At 59.5% G+C, this 19,068-nt stretch carries 12 protein-coding genes and 1 tRNA gene; 6 read left to right on the top strand and 7 right to left on the bottom strand.

The genetic code is table 11. The features are described 5' to 3' along the window. Positions 1–258: 258 nt before the first annotated feature. The 4 genes from HMPREF3160_RS09925 to eccCa all read left to right on the top strand — a co-directional run bounded on the left by HMPREF3160_RS09925 (position 259) and on the right by eccCa (position 7,099). Complete coding sequence (locus HMPREF3160_RS09925) at positions 259–546, top strand: hypothetical protein (protein WP_070490869.1); 288 nt, start codon at positions 259–261, stop codon at positions 544–546. Beyond that, entirely contained in the window at positions 540–1,862 is a 1,323-nt protein-coding gene (locus tag HMPREF3160_RS00665; protein ID WP_070506446.1) for an EsaB/YukD family protein, read from the top strand. Before HMPREF3160_RS09925 ends, HMPREF3160_RS00665 begins: the two co-directional genes overlap by 7 nt. A gap of 102 nt (positions 1,863–1,964) precedes the next feature. Then, entirely contained in the window at positions 1,965–2,882 is a 918-nt protein-coding gene (locus tag HMPREF3160_RS00660) for a hypothetical protein (RefSeq protein ID WP_141739759.1), read from the top strand. Beyond that, entirely contained in the window at positions 2,879–7,099 is a 4,221-nt protein-coding gene (gene eccCa, locus HMPREF3160_RS00655; RefSeq protein WP_070506444.1) for a type VII secretion protein EccCa, read from the top strand. The genes HMPREF3160_RS00660 and eccCa overlap by 4 nt, the downstream gene beginning before the upstream one ends. Before the next feature lie 186 nt (positions 7,100–7,285). Here eccCa and rpsA read toward each other — a convergent pair whose 3' ends face one another. The 3 genes from rpsA to polA all read right to left on the bottom strand — a co-directional run bounded on the left by rpsA (position 7,286) and on the right by polA (position 13,213). Continuing rightward, positions 7,286–8,764, bottom strand: coding sequence for a 30S ribosomal protein S1 (rpsA, locus tag HMPREF3160_RS00650; RefSeq protein ID WP_070506441.1), 1,479 nt, complete (start codon positions 8,762–8,764; stop codon positions 7,286–7,288). Between the two features lie 267 nt (positions 8,765–9,031). After that, complete coding sequence (locus HMPREF3160_RS00645) at positions 9,032–10,297, bottom strand: GNAT family N-acetyltransferase (protein WP_070506439.1); 1,266 nt, start codon at positions 10,295–10,297, stop codon at positions 9,032–9,034. 150 nt (positions 10,298–10,447) lie between these two features. Next, positions 10,448–13,213, bottom strand: coding sequence for a DNA polymerase I (polA, locus tag HMPREF3160_RS00640; RefSeq protein ID WP_370977316.1), 2,766 nt, complete (start codon positions 13,211–13,213; stop codon positions 10,448–10,450). A gap of 19 nt (positions 13,214–13,232) precedes the next feature. Between polA and HMPREF3160_RS00635 the strand changes: the two genes are divergently transcribed. Then, a complete protein-coding gene (locus HMPREF3160_RS00635) occupies positions 13,233–13,754 on the top strand; it encodes a hotdog fold thioesterase (RefSeq protein WP_035757738.1) in 522 nt (173 codons plus the stop codon). Between the two features lie 171 nt (positions 13,755–13,925). Here the strand turns inward: HMPREF3160_RS00635 and HMPREF3160_RS00630 are convergent, their stop codons facing one another. Then, on the bottom strand, positions 13,926–14,174 hold the full coding sequence (locus HMPREF3160_RS00630) for a hypothetical protein (protein WP_035757634.1): 249 nt from the start codon (positions 14,172–14,174) through the stop codon (positions 13,926–13,928). Positions 14,175–14,186: 12 nt separating this feature from the next. Then, positions 14,187–15,689, bottom strand: coding sequence for an inorganic phosphate transporter (locus HMPREF3160_RS00625; RefSeq protein ID WP_083285206.1), 1,503 nt, complete (start codon positions 15,687–15,689; stop codon positions 14,187–14,189). A gap of 284 nt (positions 15,690–15,973) precedes the next feature. Here HMPREF3160_RS00625 and HMPREF3160_RS00620 point away from each other — a divergent pair. Then, positions 15,974–16,055, top strand: a tRNA-Leu gene (locus tag HMPREF3160_RS00620). A 75-nt stretch (positions 16,056–16,130) separates the two neighbouring features. On the opposite strand, the gene HMPREF3160_RS00615 is transcribed toward HMPREF3160_RS00620, so the two are convergent. Together HMPREF3160_RS00615 and pyk are read right to left on the bottom strand one after the other, a co-directional pair. Next, complete coding sequence (locus HMPREF3160_RS00615; RefSeq protein WP_070506467.1) at positions 16,131–17,357, bottom strand: enoyl-CoA hydratase/isomerase family protein; 1,227 nt, start codon at positions 17,355–17,357, stop codon at positions 16,131–16,133. An 8-nt stretch (positions 17,358–17,365) separates the two neighbouring features. After that, positions 17,366–18,919: a pyruvate kinase gene (gene pyk / locus HMPREF3160_RS00610; protein ID WP_070490970.1), complete on the bottom strand. Its 1,554-nt coding sequence runs from the start codon at positions 18,917–18,919 to the stop codon at positions 17,366–17,368. Positions 18,920–19,068 lie beyond the last annotated feature (149 nt).

Genomic DNA, 19,068 nt, shown 5'->3' with positions numbered 1-19,068 from the left:
CACCACCAGAAAACACCCCAAAAACCCGAAAACTCTAGAAATTTGAAATAACGTTAAGCTCAGCCGCGACTCGCAACAACAGGATCAAACAATCAGCGCTAGCCCTTGAAACAACAGGCCAGCACATGAGACACATCGGAGACACACAGGAGTTCGCGTCATACTACTTTTGGCCGTCCTTAAGCTGCTTGTAACATGACTCATGCATAATCGGCCGCGCGATCACCTCTGCTTCTGTGAATGCGCTAAAGGAGAACCATGCAGAACCATGACGAGCAGATTCTCGAATCAGTAGCTGTTCGTCGGCAGCGACTCAGCCTCGCACTCTTATACGGCAACGACCGGCGCCGACGCACATTCACCTCCGGAATCAAACACATCGTGATCGGACTGATCATCGCGGCCCTCATCTGCGCCGGCTGCGTCGGCTTCTCCTTTATCTCCAACCTGTTTAAAGAACAAAACGAACGTATGAATCGCGCCTCGACACCCACCGAGACACCCATTTCAATAGAGCGCACTGTCGGCGAGGTTGCCCCATGGTGAGCACCGGATACCGCAGAGTCACTGTCTTAGCTACAGACCGCAACATAGAAATGCTCCTGCCGGCAAGTGTCAGCGTTGGCGAGCTCATCCCGCAGATCCTCAGACACACCCGCGCCGGCAACAAAGCCGCCCCACAAGAGCTGACCCTCACCCCGGTGGGTGGCGGTAGCCTCGCCCTCCACGAAACCCTCGCTGACGCGAAAATCACTGACGGCGCTCTCATCCGGCTAGATCGCCGCGACGAGGTCGTCCGCTCCCCGGTTGTCTACGACCTCGCAGACACCAGCGCCGAACTCACGGCGGGGCAATCTGCCACGGTGAGCTTCTCAAAATCGCGGCTACTCAGCACAGCACTTCTCGTTTTGCTCGCGGTGCCACTAGCGCTCAGCCTTCTACCGGACCCTGGTAGCGCAACATTCCTTACCTGGGGACTCACCGCAACGGTCCTTCCTCTCATCGCGATGACGGCTATCGATCACCGCTGGTGGCGCACCGACATCGAACTCACCACTGTCTCGGCAGCCCTTCTGACCCTCACAGTGTTCTTCGCCGAACCCGAGCCGTTCCTCGGGTGGATGATCGTCAACGCGTGGATCGCAGCCACACTTCTAGCCCTTGGGATCAACCACAGGGCGTGGCAAACAGCACTCATTACAGGTATTGCCTCGCTCATGACAGTGGGCGTGTGGTATCTAGGTTTCATCCTCAACCTTGGCGACATGCATCTAGGGCTCTGGATGCTCACTATCAGCGGCATCCTGGTTGGCATCATTCCCCGCATCGCCCTCATCTTGTCCGGCCTCACGCGTGTGGATGATGACCTCGCCGACGGCAAACGCCCCTACCGCAGCGACGTAGCCTCACGCGTGAGGCGCGCACACGCCGGCATGGCCATCTTGATATGGCTCATGTGCTTCACGATGCTCACAGCAGTCTTCCTGCTAGGGCCTTCCAGGAACGATCCCTGGGTCACTGCGCTCGTTTTGATCACGATCGCGTTAGTGTCCTTGCGTTCCCGCCACATGCCGTTGGTTGCAGAGAGAACCTGCATGCTGGGTTCCGCGATCGTCGGCGGTGTGTTCTGGGTGAGCTTGTCCTCCGTTTCGATACCGGTGTGGATCATGCCGTTGACGCTCGCCCTGCTGATCGTCGTGATCCTGACACAGCCGCTATGGCGTATGCCAGAGCATGTGGCCGCGGGCCTGCGTCTAACGGCCCGCCGTTTCGAAACCTTGCTGACCTTGTCTATTTTCCCTGTCCTGGTGGGCGCGTTCGGACTGTATGCGCGCCTGATCGAGTCCTTTACCGGTCAGTAGCCCGCAGGAAAGGTGAAAGGCCCGAGAATGTACTCTAAGTCCACGATGCCAGCCAATCCCTTGAGAAAGAGGAACCCGGCCCGCCCCGAGAAGAAAGCCGCGGTGCCTAGGTACACGACAACCACGCCTGGAGATTCCTGGTGGGTTCGCGCGACGCGCTCGGTCGTGAACCTGGTGGTGTCAGACCCGTTCCCGGAGGCCTACCAGCGGGCACTCAAAGGCTGCCAGACCTCGGTGCTCACGGGCCGCCGAATCGGCATCACGAGCCCCCTGGGAGGCTCCGGTGCGAGCTCAACTGTGGCTCTGTTGGGGCATCAGTTAGCGGACAGCCGCAAAGAACCCACGCTCGTGGTAGATGTGCTCAACCGTGACGGCGCCACCTTACGCAGGCTCGGGCCACGCAACCCGCGAAAGGTGAGTGAGGACAAAGGGCTTGAGAGGCTCTCTGAACTCATGAACCAAAGGGATGTTCCTGTCCACCAGCACTTTCATACATATTCTGATGAGATCTCCCGGCACCTGCGCTTCTTGCCGTGGGGAGATAGCGACGAGCGGCTCGATGACAGAGCCCTGATGCAGAACACCTTCCAGTTCTTGTCCCAGACTGCTGCGGTTACGCTCCTTGACCTGCCGATGAGCGATCACGTGATGCACGCCTTCTATCCGGGCTTGCACGCGCTGATCGTTCCGATCCCGATGTACCCGGCAGCGGTCGATGTTGCCGAATCCTTCTGTAACTACATTCACCACAGCTACCCGCACGTAGCGCTGGTGCCAGTCATGGTTGACAGCATCCACGCATCAAAGCGGCAAGTCAGACTCACCAAACAATCCGTGCGTCACACCAACCTGCGTTCCCACTTGCCGATCAGCCGTAAAACCAACCTGCCAGAACTGAGCTTTGACGCTCACGTCGCCACCGGTGGCCGTTTGAATATGGAGCTGCTCTCAGAACGGGAGCGCCTGCAAGTGGCCCAGCTCGGGGCAACCGTGCTCTCCGTCGCGAAAGCTACATCATGACCACACACAACCGATCCCTGACTGCCCTGGAAGACAACGGACTGTTCCACCGCCCGGCCCGCTCCGAGCCACCCGCAGCGGAACCCGAGCTTGAGACGGTCCGCCGCCCGCCCTTGATCGAAGACGGTGGAGCCGGCAACATGGGGTTCCTCGGCCTCATCCCACTCTTGGGTATGGCTGGCTCGATGACGGTCATGATGCTGTTCCGGGGCTCCCCTTTCGCGGCGGTTGGAGCGCTCATGATGATCGTGACCGTGATCGGCGCGATCGTCATGATGACCTCGCAAAACGGTAAACAGACCCGCCGCCGCAAACAGTTGCGCGACAACTACCTTGAATACCTCGAAGAACGCCACCACGAGTTGCGTACAGAAGAAGACGAACGGCGTTCCCGAGCCCAAATCACTGACCCGCGCACCAACGCACTCGTCGAGTTGATCTTCACCCCATCGCGGCTGTGGGAGCGGCGCCGCCAACACAGCGACTACCTCAATGTTCGATGCGGCATCGGCGATGCCACGGGCGTCGAGTTCCGCCTTGAAGGCGAAGACCAGTCACTAGAAAGCACCGACCCTCACCTCGAACAGCAACTCGATGTTCTCCAAGACCGTTTCTCCACGACCCCAGACATGCCGTTGCTGGTTCACCTGGGCGCCGACCACACGGTCTCAGTCATCGGGGATAGCGAGTTCTGCGATCAAGCGATCCGCAACCTGGTCCTGCAGGCGGTTGCGCTTCACTCCCCTGAAGACCTCCAGCTCGCGTTCCTCGTGCCGCCGGTTCACCGCGATAAGTGGGAGTGGGTGCGCAGGCTCCCCCACATTCTCGACCAAGACCAACCAACCGCTTTCGGCCCCGTGCCACGCATCTGCGAGACGATGCCGGAGCTGGCATCTCTGCTGCGCAGCAACATCCAGCGCCGCTACCAGGCGACCGCTGAGCTACGGCGCACACCAGCGGACTACACCGTTGTAAACCTCAACCAGCCGCGTCTGCTCATCGTCGATCTGCGGCATAGTGGCCCGGTAGAGAACTTCAGTGCAGGCACCGCAACGGACCTAGAGATGATGGGCATCACCGTCATCCACGCGCTACGCAATCAGCTCGAAGAACCCGGCGATGTGTCAGCACGCCTCGTACAAAGCAACAGGGCCGTCCACAACAACAATGTTGGGCAAGATAACGGAAGTGGACGAGGCCGCAGAGCGGGCCTGGGTAGTAAGACTGGCATAGGTAGTTGGGCTGGTCTGGGTAATTGGGCCGGGTTTAGGAACGATGCCGCGGCCAGCGAGGTGGACCTTGAGGCCGCCGCGGAAGTTGAGGTTCAGCGTCTGGACTCTGATGGTTCCGTAGCACAACGTCTCAAGGGTGTTTTGGATGATTCCGATGTTGCCTTAGCCCAGTCAATCTCCCGCGTGTTGGCCCCGCTGCGGCTCTCTCACGATTCCCTTGAGCACTCCGAGCAGCAAGCCGGTATGAAGTTCACTCAACTGCTGGGCCTCAAGGAGCTCAACGAATCGCATTTACAGGCGGCGTGGGAGCCGAACTTCGGCCCTGACTTCCTTACCGTGCCTATCGGTTTGGATCAGCAAGGCAAGCCTGTTCGCCTGGACATCAAGGAGGCCGCCCAGCACGGTATGGGCCCGCACGGGCTGTGCGTAGGCGCAACGGGTTCGGGTAAGTCCGAGCTTCTGCGAACACTGGTGCTCGGTTTGGCTTTGACCCACTCCCCTGAACAGCTCAACCTGGTTCTGGTCGACTATAAGGGTGGTGCGACCTTCGCCCCGTTCAAGGGCATCCCGCACGTCTCCGGTATCGTCACCAACCTCGCTGACGATGTGTCGCTCGTGGACCGCATCTATGCGAGCCTTGAAGGTGAGATACTACGGCGTCAGGAACAGTTGAAAGCCGCAGGCAACATCGCCTCCATCACCGACTATCAGCGGGCACGTCGCCGCAACCGCAACCTGCCGGTCATGCCGCACCTGTTCCTCGTGATTGACGAGTTCGGTGAGCTACTGACCGCGCAACCCGATTTCATCGACTTGTTCATGTCGATCGGTCGTATTGGCCGCTCGATCGGTGTGCATCTGCTCCTCAGTTCCCAGCGCCTCGAAGCAGGCAAGCTGCGCGGCCTCGACACCTACCTGTCCTACCGGCTCGGTCTACGCACACTTTCTGAAGCTGAATCCCGCACCGTGCTCGAAACCACGGACGCCTTCCACCTGCCGCCGCTGCCTGGCTACGGCTACCTCAAAGTGGATACAACCGTGTATGAGCAGTTCAAAGCCGGTTACGTCTCTGGCCCGCTAGCGATCGAAACCGCAGAAGATGAGGTGACCAAGGAACCCACCGTACCCGTCGTGCTGATCGATCAGTTCTATTCACAGAACTTCATCACCATGGCCCAGGATTATGACGAGGCCGAGGACGAAGCGGAAGCCGCGAAGCCCGCCACCCAGTCGGATGATGAGGATGCCGAAGGGCCCACCGTCTTGAGCGCATCCGTTGCCATGATGAGCAAGTACCCCGCCGTGACCGACCCCATCTGGCTTCCGCCTTTGCCGGATAAGGTCACCCTGGATCAAGCGCTCTCGATGCCGCCGGAACCTGCCGCGATTTCGGGCCAGCTCGCCGGGGAGACATCGCACAGCCTCCCGGTTCCGATCGGGATTCTGGATGACCCAGCGCACCAGTGGCAAGGGCGTTGGGAACTCGACCTAGCCCACTCGGGCGGCCACATCGCGATCCTCGGCGGACCTTCAACCGGCAAGTCCACGCTTCTGCGCACGATCGCGCTCTCGCTGGCCTTGGAGAACTCACCGCGCGAAATAACCCTCTACGGTCTGGATCTGCGCGGCTCAGGCCTGCTCGCAATAGAGGGCCTTCCGCACACTGCCGGCGTCGCCGTGCGCACACGCCGCGAAGCGTTGCGGCGAACCTTGGAGGAAGTCACTGACCTGTTGACCGAACGCGAAGCGCTGTTTGAGTCCCTCCACATCGACTCGGTCTCCACGATGCGTGAAATGTTCGCATCCGGCCGCCACCCCGAACTCGATGTGCGTGACGTCGTGGTGTTCGTGGACGGTTGGGGTGGTTTGATCGACGAGTTTGAAGACCTCCAGGATTCGCTCTACTCTCTCCTGACCCGCGGTAGCGGCTACGGGATCCACATCATCGCTACAGCCACCCGCTGGAACGAAGTCCGGATGGCGCAGCAATCCTTCTTCGGAACCCGGCTGGAGATGCGGCTGACCGAACCATCGGACTCGATGCACGGCTCCAAGACCGCGGCGCACCTGCCTAAGAACAAGCCGGGCCGTGGCTTTAACATCGACGGCCGTATCGGCCAGATCGCGCTACCGCGTATCGATGACGAGCCAAGCGATGACGGCCTCACCAAGGCGTTCAGGGAAGCGGTCGAGTACGTCAAACTCCACTATCGCGAGCAGACCCCGCGCACCGTGCGCCTGCTGCCGACCCACATCAACGTGGACCAGCTGCCGCCTTCATCAACTCCGGGGCTTTTGCGCTTTGGTGTTATGGAACGCAATCAGGCGATCCGTTACCTGGACTTCATCGGCCGCGAACCGCACCTTGCGGTACTCGCGGATGAGGAAGCCGGCAAGACGAGCCTGTTGCGTCTGCTCGCCCACGAACTCATGAGCCAATACAGCTCAGAAGAGCTCGTGTTCGCGGTCTTTGATCCGCGCCGTGACCTGCAGAACGCGATCCCGGAGGAATACCTCGGCGGATACGCAGCTACCTCGATGCATGCTGAACAGCTCACCGCTGCGGTGGTCAAAGAGGTGCAGTCCCGTGTGCAAGCCGACCCGCTCGCCCAACAGAAGGCTGGCTTCGAAGGGCCGCGGATTGTGTTGCTCGTGGACGACTACGACGTCCTCACCGCAGGGGCGGCCTCACCGCTTCACGCGTTCACCCCATTCCTCGCGATGAGCACCGACATCGGCTTGCATGTGGCACTCACCCGTCGCGTCCGTGGCGCATCACGCACCATGTATGAGCCGTTCTTCGCATCACTGCGTGAAGCCGGTGCCGTGACTCTGCTCATGGACGGCGATAGCAGCGAAGGCCCGATCATCGGGCGCATCCGGCCGCGCCACTTCCCTGCCGGCCGCGGTATGCTGATCCGCCCGAACGAAGGCCCACAAACCATCCAGGTAGCCACCCTCGACGCCGAGGAAGGCAACAACTAGCCCCTGTCCGCCGAATAACTGAATAACCCACTGGATACTGTAATAGCCCACTGGATGCTGTAAGACGGTTGAGATACGTCAAACGGGTTCAGATACGCCAAGAGGGCGGTTCCTTTCGGAACCGCCCTCTTGGTTTATCTACCCCGCTAGCGTGTCTGTGCCGCGCTCGCGGGGCGGATGATTCGCTTACTTGTTGCCGGTGAGCTTCTCACGCAGTGCAGCAAGGGCTTCATCGGATGCGAGCGTGCCGCTGTCTTCGGCGTCGCTCTGGTCCTCGGAGGAGTAGGAAGCTGGAGCTGGAACGGATGCCTGCTGTGCGCCGGCCTCTGCGTCCTTCTCGATTGCCTCTGCGACCTGCTTCTTGTGAGCCTCCCAGCGGGCCTGGGCTGCAGCGTACTGCTGCTCCCATTCTGCACGCTGAGTCTCGTAGCCCTCGAGCCATTCGTTGGTCTCTGGGTCGAAGCCCTCTGGGTACTTGTAGTTACCGGCCTCGTCGTACTCTGCGGCCATACCGTACAGAGCAGGGTCGAACTCGGTGCCCTCTGGGTCAACACCCTCGTTGGCCTGCTTGAGGGACAGCGAGATTCGGCGACGCTCGAGGTCGATGTCGATGACCTTGACGAAGATCTCCTGGCCCACCTGAACAACCTGCTCCGCGAGGTCAACGTGACGCTCAGCGAGCTCGGAGATGTGAACCAGACCCTCGATGCCGTCCTCAACGCGAACGAACGCGCCGAACGGAACGAGCTTGGTGACCTTACCAGGTACAACCTGACCCAGTGCGTGGGTGCGGGCGAAGGTCTGCCATGGGTCTTCCTGGGTTGCCTTGAGCGAGAGGGAAACACGCTCGCGGCTCATGTCTACCTCGAGGACCTCGACGGTAACCTTCTGGCCAACCTCGACAACCTCGGATGGGTGGTCGATGTGCTTCCAGGACAGCTCGGATACGTGAACCAGGCCGTCAACACCGCCCAGGTCAACGAATGCACCGAAGTTGACGATGGAGGAGACAACGCCCTCGCGAACCTGGCCCTTTTCGAGCTTGTTGAGGAACTCGGTGCGGACCGCGGACTGGGTCTCTTCGAGCCATGCGCGGCGGGAGAGAACAACGTTGTTGCGGTGCTTGTCGAGCTCGATGATCTTCGCTTCAAGCTGCTGGCCGATGTACGGAGCCAAGTCGCGGACGCGACGCATCTCAACCAAGGAAGCAGGCAGGAAGCCACGCAGGCCGATGTCGAGGATGAGACCACCCTTGACAACCTCGATGACGGTACCGGTAACGACGCCGTCTTCTTCCTTGACCTTCTCGATATCGCCCCAAGCACGCTCGTACTGTGCGCGCTTCTTGGAAAGGATCAGACGGCCTTCCTTGTCCTCCTTCGTCAGGACAAGTGCCTCAACCGTGTCGCCAACCTCGACGACATCGCTAGGGTCTACATCGTGCTTGATAGACAGCTCGCGGGACGGGATTACACCCTCGGTCTTGTAGCCGATATCCAGCAGAACTTCGTCATGATCAACCTTGACGACTTCACCTTCAACGAGATCGCCATCGTTGAAGTACTTGATGGTTGCGTCGATAGCGGCGAGGAATTCCTCTTCCGAACCGATGTCGTTGACTGCGACCTGCGGGAGTCCGGTCTGATCCGGGTTCGTAGTGGTCATGTAGTAGGGGCTCCGTTACGGATAGTAAATCGGTCAGAACAGCCGCGAATGTTTCGCTCAAAGTGTGCTGCTCTGAAGTAGTGAACAATATGGAATTGCGCACGCGTGATGGCACGCAAAGTGCACAACTCAACCAAGTCTATGCTATGGGGATAATTCAGTCAATGAAGTATGAGCTTCTTTTACTGCTGCCACGCGGCAGGGCTCTGCCCAATGTCAAGACCCCATCATCAAGACCCTGCCCATCATGACCAGGCAACCGGAACATCAGAAGTGGGTTGTGTTAATCGGAGGCACCTTCGAGTGAAACAACAAGTGAAGCGCTTCAAGGTCGGCCCCATCAGCCTGGGCGCGCCCGCTAGCCACCAGATCAGCTACACGGCACGTACCAAGGTATAGAGCAGCCAACGCTTCCGCATCCAGGCTCAAGTGCGGCACATCCGCGCCGGAACCATCAGTAGCTTCCGGCGCTTCGGTAACCCTCGTTCCATGTTCGTCTGCCTCGATCAGGAACTGCCCCTGGGCATACCCCAGAGGGTCAGAGACGTCCAGGACCACGGAGCCCTCACTGCTGAGTCCGCGGGCACGCATAGCCTCTGGAACATCGAGAACCCGCAGCCACAGGGCATCGCGCGTAACACCGTCAACCACATCGCGGCCATTGATCAACGCGACACGCAGCGCGTGATCAGCAACCACCGAATCGGCCGAAAGCTCTTCAACCAGGTCTGTGGCACCTAACGCTTGCCACAAAGCTAGCTCCGCGACAGGATCCGCGGCCATCAGCTCATGAACCTTCAACGTGAACGGGCGGGAATCCCAGCCGGAGAACTCTGCCATCGCGTGCCCTCGCACTGTACCGTCGGGACCGAGCGCAACCAGCGGACGCAAATCGTGGCTCTCCCCTGGCTCCGCCAAATAGTTACTGATGCCGGCGGCGCGGCGCCGCTGCGAAGAAACAGGCGCAACCTGGCCAGGTGTCCGTTTGACATAGGCCTCAGAAGACTCACGGTGAACCGCCGGCATCTCTTCCCAGGAGGGCACTACAACGCGCACACCCGAATCCTCGATCGCCTTGATCGCAGAAGCCCGCAAACGCAAACCATGCAGAACCTTGACCCGGCACGTGCCGGTATGCGCTGCAACGCCAAAACCGAAGCGGCCATAAATCACGCCCTCGGTCGCCGTGAGTGCCGCCAACGGACGCCCGGCCTCTTTAGCCCGATCGAAAGAGGCATGCATCATCTTGGTCAACAAACCACGACGACGGTGCGAGGTCCGCACCGTCACCTCAGTGACCATATGCGTATCAACGAGGACACCTTCACGCACACACAGCTGGCCAGGGAACTCCGCGAACGTCGCAACGGGAATATCCGCATCCAGTGCGATCGAGGGCTGATTGTCATCATGAACCATCGTCAACAGAGAACGGTCCTGACGGAAACGGTCAACCTTGCCCTGCATCTCCTCTTGCGTGCGGCGCCCATCCAAGAACCCTAAGGCCATCGCCTCAATGAACGCCTCAGTCACCGGATCCGGGCTACCCAGGGGTCCGTCCGGGCGATGCCGAACAACCCTGAACCGCTCTTGATTCACCGCGCCACTACTCATTTCCAACTCCAGACCAACATCTGTGGATCACTATCTTCCGTGAAAGACTCAATCTTTGCCAGGCGGCCGCTAGTGTGCTGCGGCGTGCCATGTGCGCCCGCTACCGATGTTCACATCCAAAGGAACAGACAATTCCATCGCGCTGGACATGATCTCGACTACGAGTGAACGCACCTTCTCCTGCTCACCGTCCCCGACCTCGAAAATCAGTTCGTCATGGACCTGCAACAGCATCTTCGATTCCAGGCCCGCGTCCTTGAACGCGGCAGGGATGCGAAGCATCGCAAGCTTGATGATATCCGCCGCTGTGCCCTGGATCGGCGCGTTCAACGCGGCCCGTTTAGCCATCTCCCGCAACTGACGGTTATCGCTATGCAACTCAGGCAGGTAGCGGCGCCGCCCCAACAGGGTCGAGGTGTAGCCGTCCACACGGGCTTGAGCGACAACCTCATCGAGATAATCACGTACCGCACCGAAACGCTTGAAATAGTCGTTCCGCAGCGTGCGGGCCTCATCAACCGAAATACCCAACTGCTGCGAAAGGCCAAACTGGCTCAACCCGTACGCCAAGCCGTAGCTCATCGCCTTGACCTTCGAACGCATCTCAGCAGACACATCCTCAGGCGCTACATCGAAAACATGTGAGCCAACAAAACGGTGCAGATCCTCGCCATCCTTGAACGCCTGGATCAACGCCTCATCCCCAGATAAATGCGCCATGATGCGCATCTCAATCTGCGAATAATCCGCCGTGAGTAGCTCCGCGCTGTCACCGCACGTGAAGATGTCGCGAATCCGGCGGCCCTCTTCGGTACGCACCGGGATGTTCTGCAGGTTCGGGTTCAAGGAAGACAACCGGCCGGTAGCCGCGGCTGTCTGGGAGAACGTCGTATGGATCCGCCCATCAGCGGCAACCGTCTTCTTCAAACCTTCAACAGTCTGCCGCAGCTTAGCCACGTCCCGGTGAGCCATCAGCGCCTCAAGGAACGGATGTCCCGTCTTGACCAACAAATCCTGCAACGAGGCCGCGTCCGTCGTGTAACCGGTCTTGATCTTCTTGGTCTTAGGAAGCTCAAGTTCCTCAAACAGAACAGTCTGCAACTGCTTAGGGCTACTGAGATTCACCTCGTGCCCAATCGCATCGAAAGCCTGCTGTTGGGCGCGGTTCATGTTCTGGGTGAAGCTATCGATCAAATCATCGAGCGAATCCAGATCCACGGCCACACCCGTGGCCTCCATACGCGCCAGAACGCTCGCCAAAGGAACCTCGACCTGCGTCAACAGGTCTTGAGCTTCACGATCAACAAGCATGGGCTGCAACACCGAATGCAGACGCAACGTGACATCTGCACGTTCCGCCTCGCGGCCATCCACGGCCGCACCGTCCTCATCCAGGCCTAAATCAAGCTGGCCGGCGTTCTGTGCCGCTGCTTCACCCAGCGTGCGCTTCAGGTGCTGCTGGGAGAGATCCTCAAGCGCATAACCACGGCGGTCCGGCTGAACCAGATACGCCGAGAGCGCGACATCATCGATCACACCCGACAACTGCAAGCCACGCGCCCACAGTGCCTTCAGCATCGGCTTGAGGTCATACACAACCTTCGGCCGCTCAGCATCCGCAAGCCAGGCCGCCACCGCATCGGTAGCCTGCTCATCCAACTGGGCAAGATCAACCTGCAACGCCTCAGCCTGCGCCGACTCTTCAGGAAGCACCGCGACCGAAAGGCTCAGAACATCCGATGCCTCACCCACCGCGTGCTCAGCCGACAGCTCAACGCGCACCGCGGCAACAGGCGCACCATCAGCGCCCGCGCCAGCAACAGATTCAAACCATGCACGAATCTGCTCAGCGTCAGTGAATGAAACAACATTCGGCAACTCAACAGCCGGGGACTCTTCCTCGCTCAAACCGCCCATCACGTCGTTCAAACGGCGGCGCAACGTATTGAACTCAAGCGAATCAAACAAGTCCTCAATGCGATCCCACTCCGGTTCACGCACACGCATGTCATCCCACGTGAGATCCACATCCAGATCCCGAACCAAAGCGTTCAGCTCACGGTTACGGCGCACATCATCCATGTGATCACGAAGACTCTGACCAACCTTGCCCTTGATCTCATCAGCATGCTCAAGGATCTTCTCAACCGAGCCATACTGATTGATCCACTTAGCCGCAGTCTTATTACCCACACGGGGAACACCCGGAAGATTATCGGCCTTCTCCCCCACCAGCGCAGCCATATCCGGGTAATTCTGCGGAAGAACCCCGTAACGGTCCTGCACCGCGGCAGCGTCCATCGGCGGGATATCCGAAATGCCGCGCATCGGATACAAAACCAGCACGTCATCGTTGATCAACTGGAACGTGTCCCTATCACCAGAGACAACCAGGACATCGAAACCATCCGCAGCGCCACGGGTCGACAACGTCGCCAGAATGTCATCAGCCTCATAGCCCTCATACGTCAACGTAGGGATGTTCATAGCGGCCATGACCTGATCGATCAACTCGATCTGGCCCGCGAACTCCGGCGGAGTCTCGGCGCGGCCGCCCTTATATTCCTCATACTGTTGCGAACGGATAGTAGGCCCAGAAAGGTCAAAAGCGACCGCAACATGGGTCGGTTCCCGCTGCTCAATCATTTTCAGCAGCATCGAAACGAAACCGTGAACCGCGTTCGTGTATTGGCCCGTAGCAGTCGAGAAGTTCTCTGCAGGTAAAGCGAAAAACGCGCGGAACGCCATCGAATGCCCATCGATAACGAGCAAACGCGGCTTGGATTCGGACGAAGACGAAGATTTAGACGAAGAAGACTTGGCGTTGGCACTCACACATGAAAGCCTAATGCCCATGACTGACAAAAGCTCAAAACCCGAAACGGGCGGCACCAACAAGACCACCCAAGCTACCCACGAGAACCATCCGTTCGCTACCGAACTCACTGAAGCGAACATCCCGCACGTAGCGTGGGAATACCTACGCCATCATGGCCCCGGAGAACTGGTCACCAAGCTCGGGATCGTCTTCGACACCTTCACGGTCGAAGAGCTCACCGCAACCATGCCGGTTGAAACCAACACCCAGGTAGCCGGAATCCTCCACGGCGGAGCCAGCGCGGCACTCGCTGAAACCCTTGGCTCCTTCGCCGCAGCCTTGCACATCGTCGACTCAGGGCTCCAGGGGAAATCCCCCGTAGGCGTGGACCTCAACATCACCCACCACCGCGGCGGTGTTTCCGGGCGGGTGCGCGGAGTGTGCACACCAGCCCACCTCGGCCGAACCACCACGAGCCACGACATCAAAATCTATGACGAGAACAACAAACTCGTCGCGACCGCACGCATCACCAACCAGCTCATCGACCTGCGCTAAGAGGTGACACTCAAACCACACGTCGGCACGCTGCGTGGCTGTGTAGATGCGTAGCTGCGCTCGTTGTGGACATGTCGGGTGTAGACGCGTTGAGGGCGGGCCACCTTGCACGGTGACCCGCCCTCAACGCTTGCGCGCGGCTAGAGCCTAACGTTTCAGAAACCCAGCGCTTCAGAACCCCAGCGCCTTATGGATCGGCGGGACGATCAACGCGATACCGAGCAGAACGATCAGCCCGGATACCGCGTAGCACGCGAAATAGCCGGCCTTGAGACGTTTCGCTTTGCTGAGGCCTTCCTCCGTTGCCGCGTCATGCAGGGACTGCAACCGCACCCCGGTCGAGAACATCAGCACCACGAACAGCGTTGAGAACACAGTCGCGACGAACACCATCAGAAACGGCATAAATTCAACAGTCATTGATCTTCTCCGCTACTTACCTTGCTTCGCTTCAGCAACATCGTGGCCCTTACTGGCTTCCTTAGCGGCGCGTTCGGCTTCACGGGCCGCCACATCGGACTCTTCCGCTGCGGCTTGGCTATCGACTGCCGCGATGAAGCTAAGCCGCGCTGATTCCTCACGGTCTTGCGCACGACGCACCTCACGCAACTCGGCTGCCGCCGCCTTCCGTGCAACCCGGTGGGCATGCGTTGCGGCACGAGCTGCACGGCGAGCCTTCCGCGCCTCAGACTTAGCCTTCGCGGCGGCGGCCTTAGCGTGCTCGTGCGCCTCGCGAGCCTCACGGCGCAATGCACGGGCAGCGCTACGGCGTTCCTTCTTGGTTGGAATGTGAACCGCGGCGGAGGAAACCTCGACGCCACGCATAGCGTTCTCGTGAGTAACCGAGTTACGTAGAGAAATCAAGAAAATCGTGAGCATCGCGGCCAGGCCCGTGATCAGAACGATCCACACACCTACCGAACCCAGGTGAGTCAACGCCGCAGCCAGACCACCGATGATGGCAGCGGCAGGCAGTGTGAAGAGCCAACCGGTCGCGATCTTGCCAGCGGTACGCCAGCGGACACCTGCCCCTTTACGGCCCAAACCGGAACCCACCACGGAACCGGACGCGACCTGCGTGGTCGACAACGCGAAACCTAAGTGTGACGACGCCAGGATCGCGGCACCCGTGGAAACCTCGGCAGCGAAACCCTGCGGCGGCTTGACCTCAGTCAAGCCCGTTCCCAGCGTACGCATGATGCGCCAGCCGCCCGTGTAGGTGCCTAACGCGATCGCGAAAGCACAGCTAGCGATAACCCACAGGTGAGGGCCTGTGCCGGCTTCCTGCATGTTAGCGGACACCAGAACCAGAGTGATGATACCCATCGTCTTCTGAGCGTCATTCGTGCCGTGAGCCAACGCGACAAGAGAGGAAGAGAAGATCTGACCGATCTTGAAACCGCCGCGATTCGGGGAGATGTGTTTACTGTTCCGACGCGTGATGCGGTACGCCAAGCGCGTGGCGAAGAACGCTGAAACACCTGCGATGAGTGGGGCAGCGACCGCAGGGATCAGGACCTTTTCAAAAAGCGTTCCGTAATTCACCGCTGAGAGGCCCGCACCCACGATGGCGGCACCGATGAGACCACCGAACAATGCGTGAGAGCTAGACGACGGCAAGCCGAGTAGCCACGTCAAGAGGTTCCACACGATCGCGCCCATCAGGCCGGCCAAGATCACCGACGGAGTGATGAGGATCCCACCGTCCGAGGAAGATTCGTTGATGATCCCCTTAGAAACCGTCATCGCGACCTCGGTGGACAGGAACGCACCAACAAGGTTCAAGATGGCGGCCAACGTCACAGCAGCTTTCGGCTTGATCGCCCCCGTCGCAACCGGGGTGGCCATCGCGTTAGCGGTGTCGTGAAAGCCGTTCGTGAAGTCAAAGAACAACGCCAAAGCGATGACAATGACAACGAGTAAGAACGGATCCATGCGGGGCCTTCCTCTTCAAAACACTCACATAAACCGGGCGTGAACATCTGTTTACTTAGAGTTCACTTCGCTCCCGTGACAATGCTAGACCTTTAAGCCCGAAAGCGTGACCCCGAGGCGGAATAAGCACTGTGTGAATAGTCACGCCCGCATAGCGGTGCGGGTTGGATGTGCATTTTCCACACGAGTGCGTATACAGTAGAACCCGCTGGTGAGAAAACCACGAGTAAACGAGTCAGAGATCCCTCGAACGGACACTCGACCCGGTACTCACATAGACACCAGCCCGAGTGGCGGAATTGGTAGACGCACTGCACTCAAAATGCAGCGATGAAAATCGTGCGGGTTCGAGTCCCGCCTCGGGCACACATACAACGTGGGGCGCAACAAAGGTTGCGCCCCGCGTTTGGTTTTCGTTTTAGCTTCTACGCGTTTTAGCTTCTACTTGGGGAATTCAAGGTCCGGGAAGCCTGGTACCGCGGCGAAGAAACTCTCGACGAGCTCGGCGGTAACACCCTCCAGCGTTGCTGGGTTCCACTGTGGGTTGCGGTCCTTATCGATAATCTGAGCGCGGATCCCTTCACGCATATCGTGGCCAGGCCGTACTAGCTCGCGCGTTTCTACCTCAGTCGCGTGCGCGCCGCCGCGGCGGTTGCCCAAGACTGCGTTCCCGCACAACCGATAGTCTTGCCGATACGTATCCGCCAGGCTCAGTTGGCGCGCACGCTCGATCGCTTCCAGTGCCGTCTTCATGCCCGTTGGGCTGTTCCGGCGCATCGCATCCAACGCTTCCCGCTCAAGCGTGCCTTGCCCAGCAGCTTCACCAGCGCCTTCAACACGCGCCTGCAAGGCCTCAAGGATGTCCTCGACAGTTTCGTGCGAGAAAGCCTCGTCGATCCAGCCGCGGGCCGCCTCCAAACGTCCCGCACCGGCGCCCTCTGCGGTGTCCCTTACTGTGCCTTCACCTGCGCTGCGCTGCCGAAGGTCCGTGTCCGGAGCGGAAAGCGAGTAGCGCGCCACCGCATCGTCCACATCACCGGCGCATGTGGCCTGTTCAAGCTCCGCACGCAAGGCACCTTGCTGCGAAGCCGGAACAAACGCATCAGCAAGCCCCGCATACACCGCATCGGCACCGCAGACCTGCAGCCCAGTCAAAGACAAGAAGCGGCCCACCGCCCCAGGAGAACGCGCCAAGAAATACGCGCCACCCACATCCGGGCTGAAACCGATACCGGTCTCCGGCATCCCCAACCGGGTCGATTCGCACACAATCCGGTGCGAACCAGGAACCGAGATCCCGACTCCCCCACCCAAAACCAGGCCATCCATGAACGGAATATAGGGTTTCGGGAAACACGCGATCGCGTGATCCAAGCGATACTCCGCCGCGAAGAACTCCATCGCAACCGCCGGCTCTTCGATGGTGCCTCGATAGATCACGCGCACGTCACCGCCCGCGCACAAACCCCGCTCACCCGCGCCACGAACCAGCACGGCACGCACCGCATCGTCTGCCGCAAAAACATCCAGCGCCTGATGCATAGCCTGAACCATCTCAAGGTTCAACGCATTCACCGAGGCCCGGCGGTTGAGTGTCACAACACCCAAGGCCCCCGCACGTTCAGCGAGTACGAGCTCTGATCCGGTATCTATAGCATCTACAGCCATAGCAGCCATCAGAAGTCAATGGCCGGCAGACGTGCGTCTTGGCCTTCATTCATCCGCACAACCAGGTCCTCGGCGGCCTGCTCACGCGTACGCCACGGCTTGATCTCCTCATGGCGTTCCTCGTTCCGCTCGCCATCCTTACCGCTATGCGTGATGTCGCCCAGACGATGCACACGCAACGAGTTCGTGGATCCAGCCTTACCTGGAGGGGAACCCGATACGATCACCGCGAGCTCATCCTCTTCAGCGAGGTTGCTACCCAGCAAGTGCTCCTCGGCCTGCTGAGACATCTTGTCCGAATGATCCACAAACCCCGCCAAAACCGGGGTGATACCCCAGAACAAATTCATGTAGCGGAACGTCTGCTCACTCGAAGTGAATCCCAGAGCAGGGATCTCCGAACGCATACGCGCCAAACGGCGCGCCGAGTCACCGGTCTGCGTGAACGCCACAAGATAAGACGCATTGACCTCTTCAGCAACCTCAACCGCCGCCCTTGTCACCGCGCCACCACGCGTCCGGGGGCGCGCCGCGAGAGGCGGGATCCGTTGCAAACCGTGAGCCTCGGTCGACTTGATGATCCGCGCCATGGTCTCGATCGTTTCGATCGGATACTTACCAACCGAGGTTTCCCCCGAAAGCATCACCGCATCGGCACCATCCAAAACCGCGTTCGCACAGTCAGAGGCTTCAGCGCGCGTAGGTGTAGGCGAATCCATCATCGACTCCAAAACCTGCGTTGCCACAATCACAGGCTTAGCCCAACGGCGCGCCAGCTCGACCGCGTGCTTCTGAACCACAGGAACATCCTCAAGCGGCAACTCCACCCCGAGATCGCCGCGAGCCACCATGATCGCATCGAACGCGTCGATGATTTCCTCGATGTTATCGACAGCCTGCGGCTTCTCCAGCTTGGCGATGACCGGAACCTTCCGGCCTTCCTCCTGCATAATCCGGTGCACAGGATCGATATCGGAAGCGTTACGCACAAAAGACAAAGCGATCATGTCCACACCGGCACGCAGAGCCCACCGCAGGTCCTCTTCGTCCTTCTGCGAAAGCGCCGGTACATTCACAGCAACCCCGGGGAGGTTGATGCCCTTGTTATCAGAAACCTCACCGCCGACCTCAACCTCGGTCACAACATCGGTAGCCGTGACTTCGACCGCCCGCAGACGCACCTTGCCGTCATTGACTAACAAAATGTCACCGACATCGACGTTCTCGATAAGCCCAGCGAACGTCGTGCCACACTCGGCCTTCGAACCGGGGACATCGCGGGTAGTGATCGTGAAAGTATCGCCTTCGGCAAGCTCATGCGGGCCATCCGCGAAACGTGCAAGGCGGATTTTAGGGCCCTGCAGGTCAGCGAACACACCGAGCGGCTTATTGAGCTCTCGGGATACCTCACGCAGATTATCGAGATTATTCTGGTGGGTCGCATGATCCCCGTGGCTCATGTTCAGGCGGGCCACGTTCATACCGGCCTTGAGCGCCTTGCGAGCCATCTTCTTAGTGTTGAGCGCCGGACCGAACGTCACGACAATCTTGGCTCTCCGCACCTGGCGCTTGTTCTTCTTGCTGGCTGTACTCTTGTCAACAATCATTTTTCAACGCCCCATCGTGATGTATTTCGCGGCGCCCCAGACATGTTCATTCATGCGTTCGTCTCATCCCGCATGCGCTGAGGTTTCGCCTGTTTATAAGCCTA

This window comes from Arthrobacter sp. HMSC06H05, from assembly GCF_001807395.1.
GTDB lineage: Bacteria > Actinomycetota > Actinomycetes > Actinomycetales > Micrococcaceae > Pseudoglutamicibacter > Pseudoglutamicibacter albus.
This window is presented reverse-complemented; position numbering and strand designations above follow the sequence as displayed.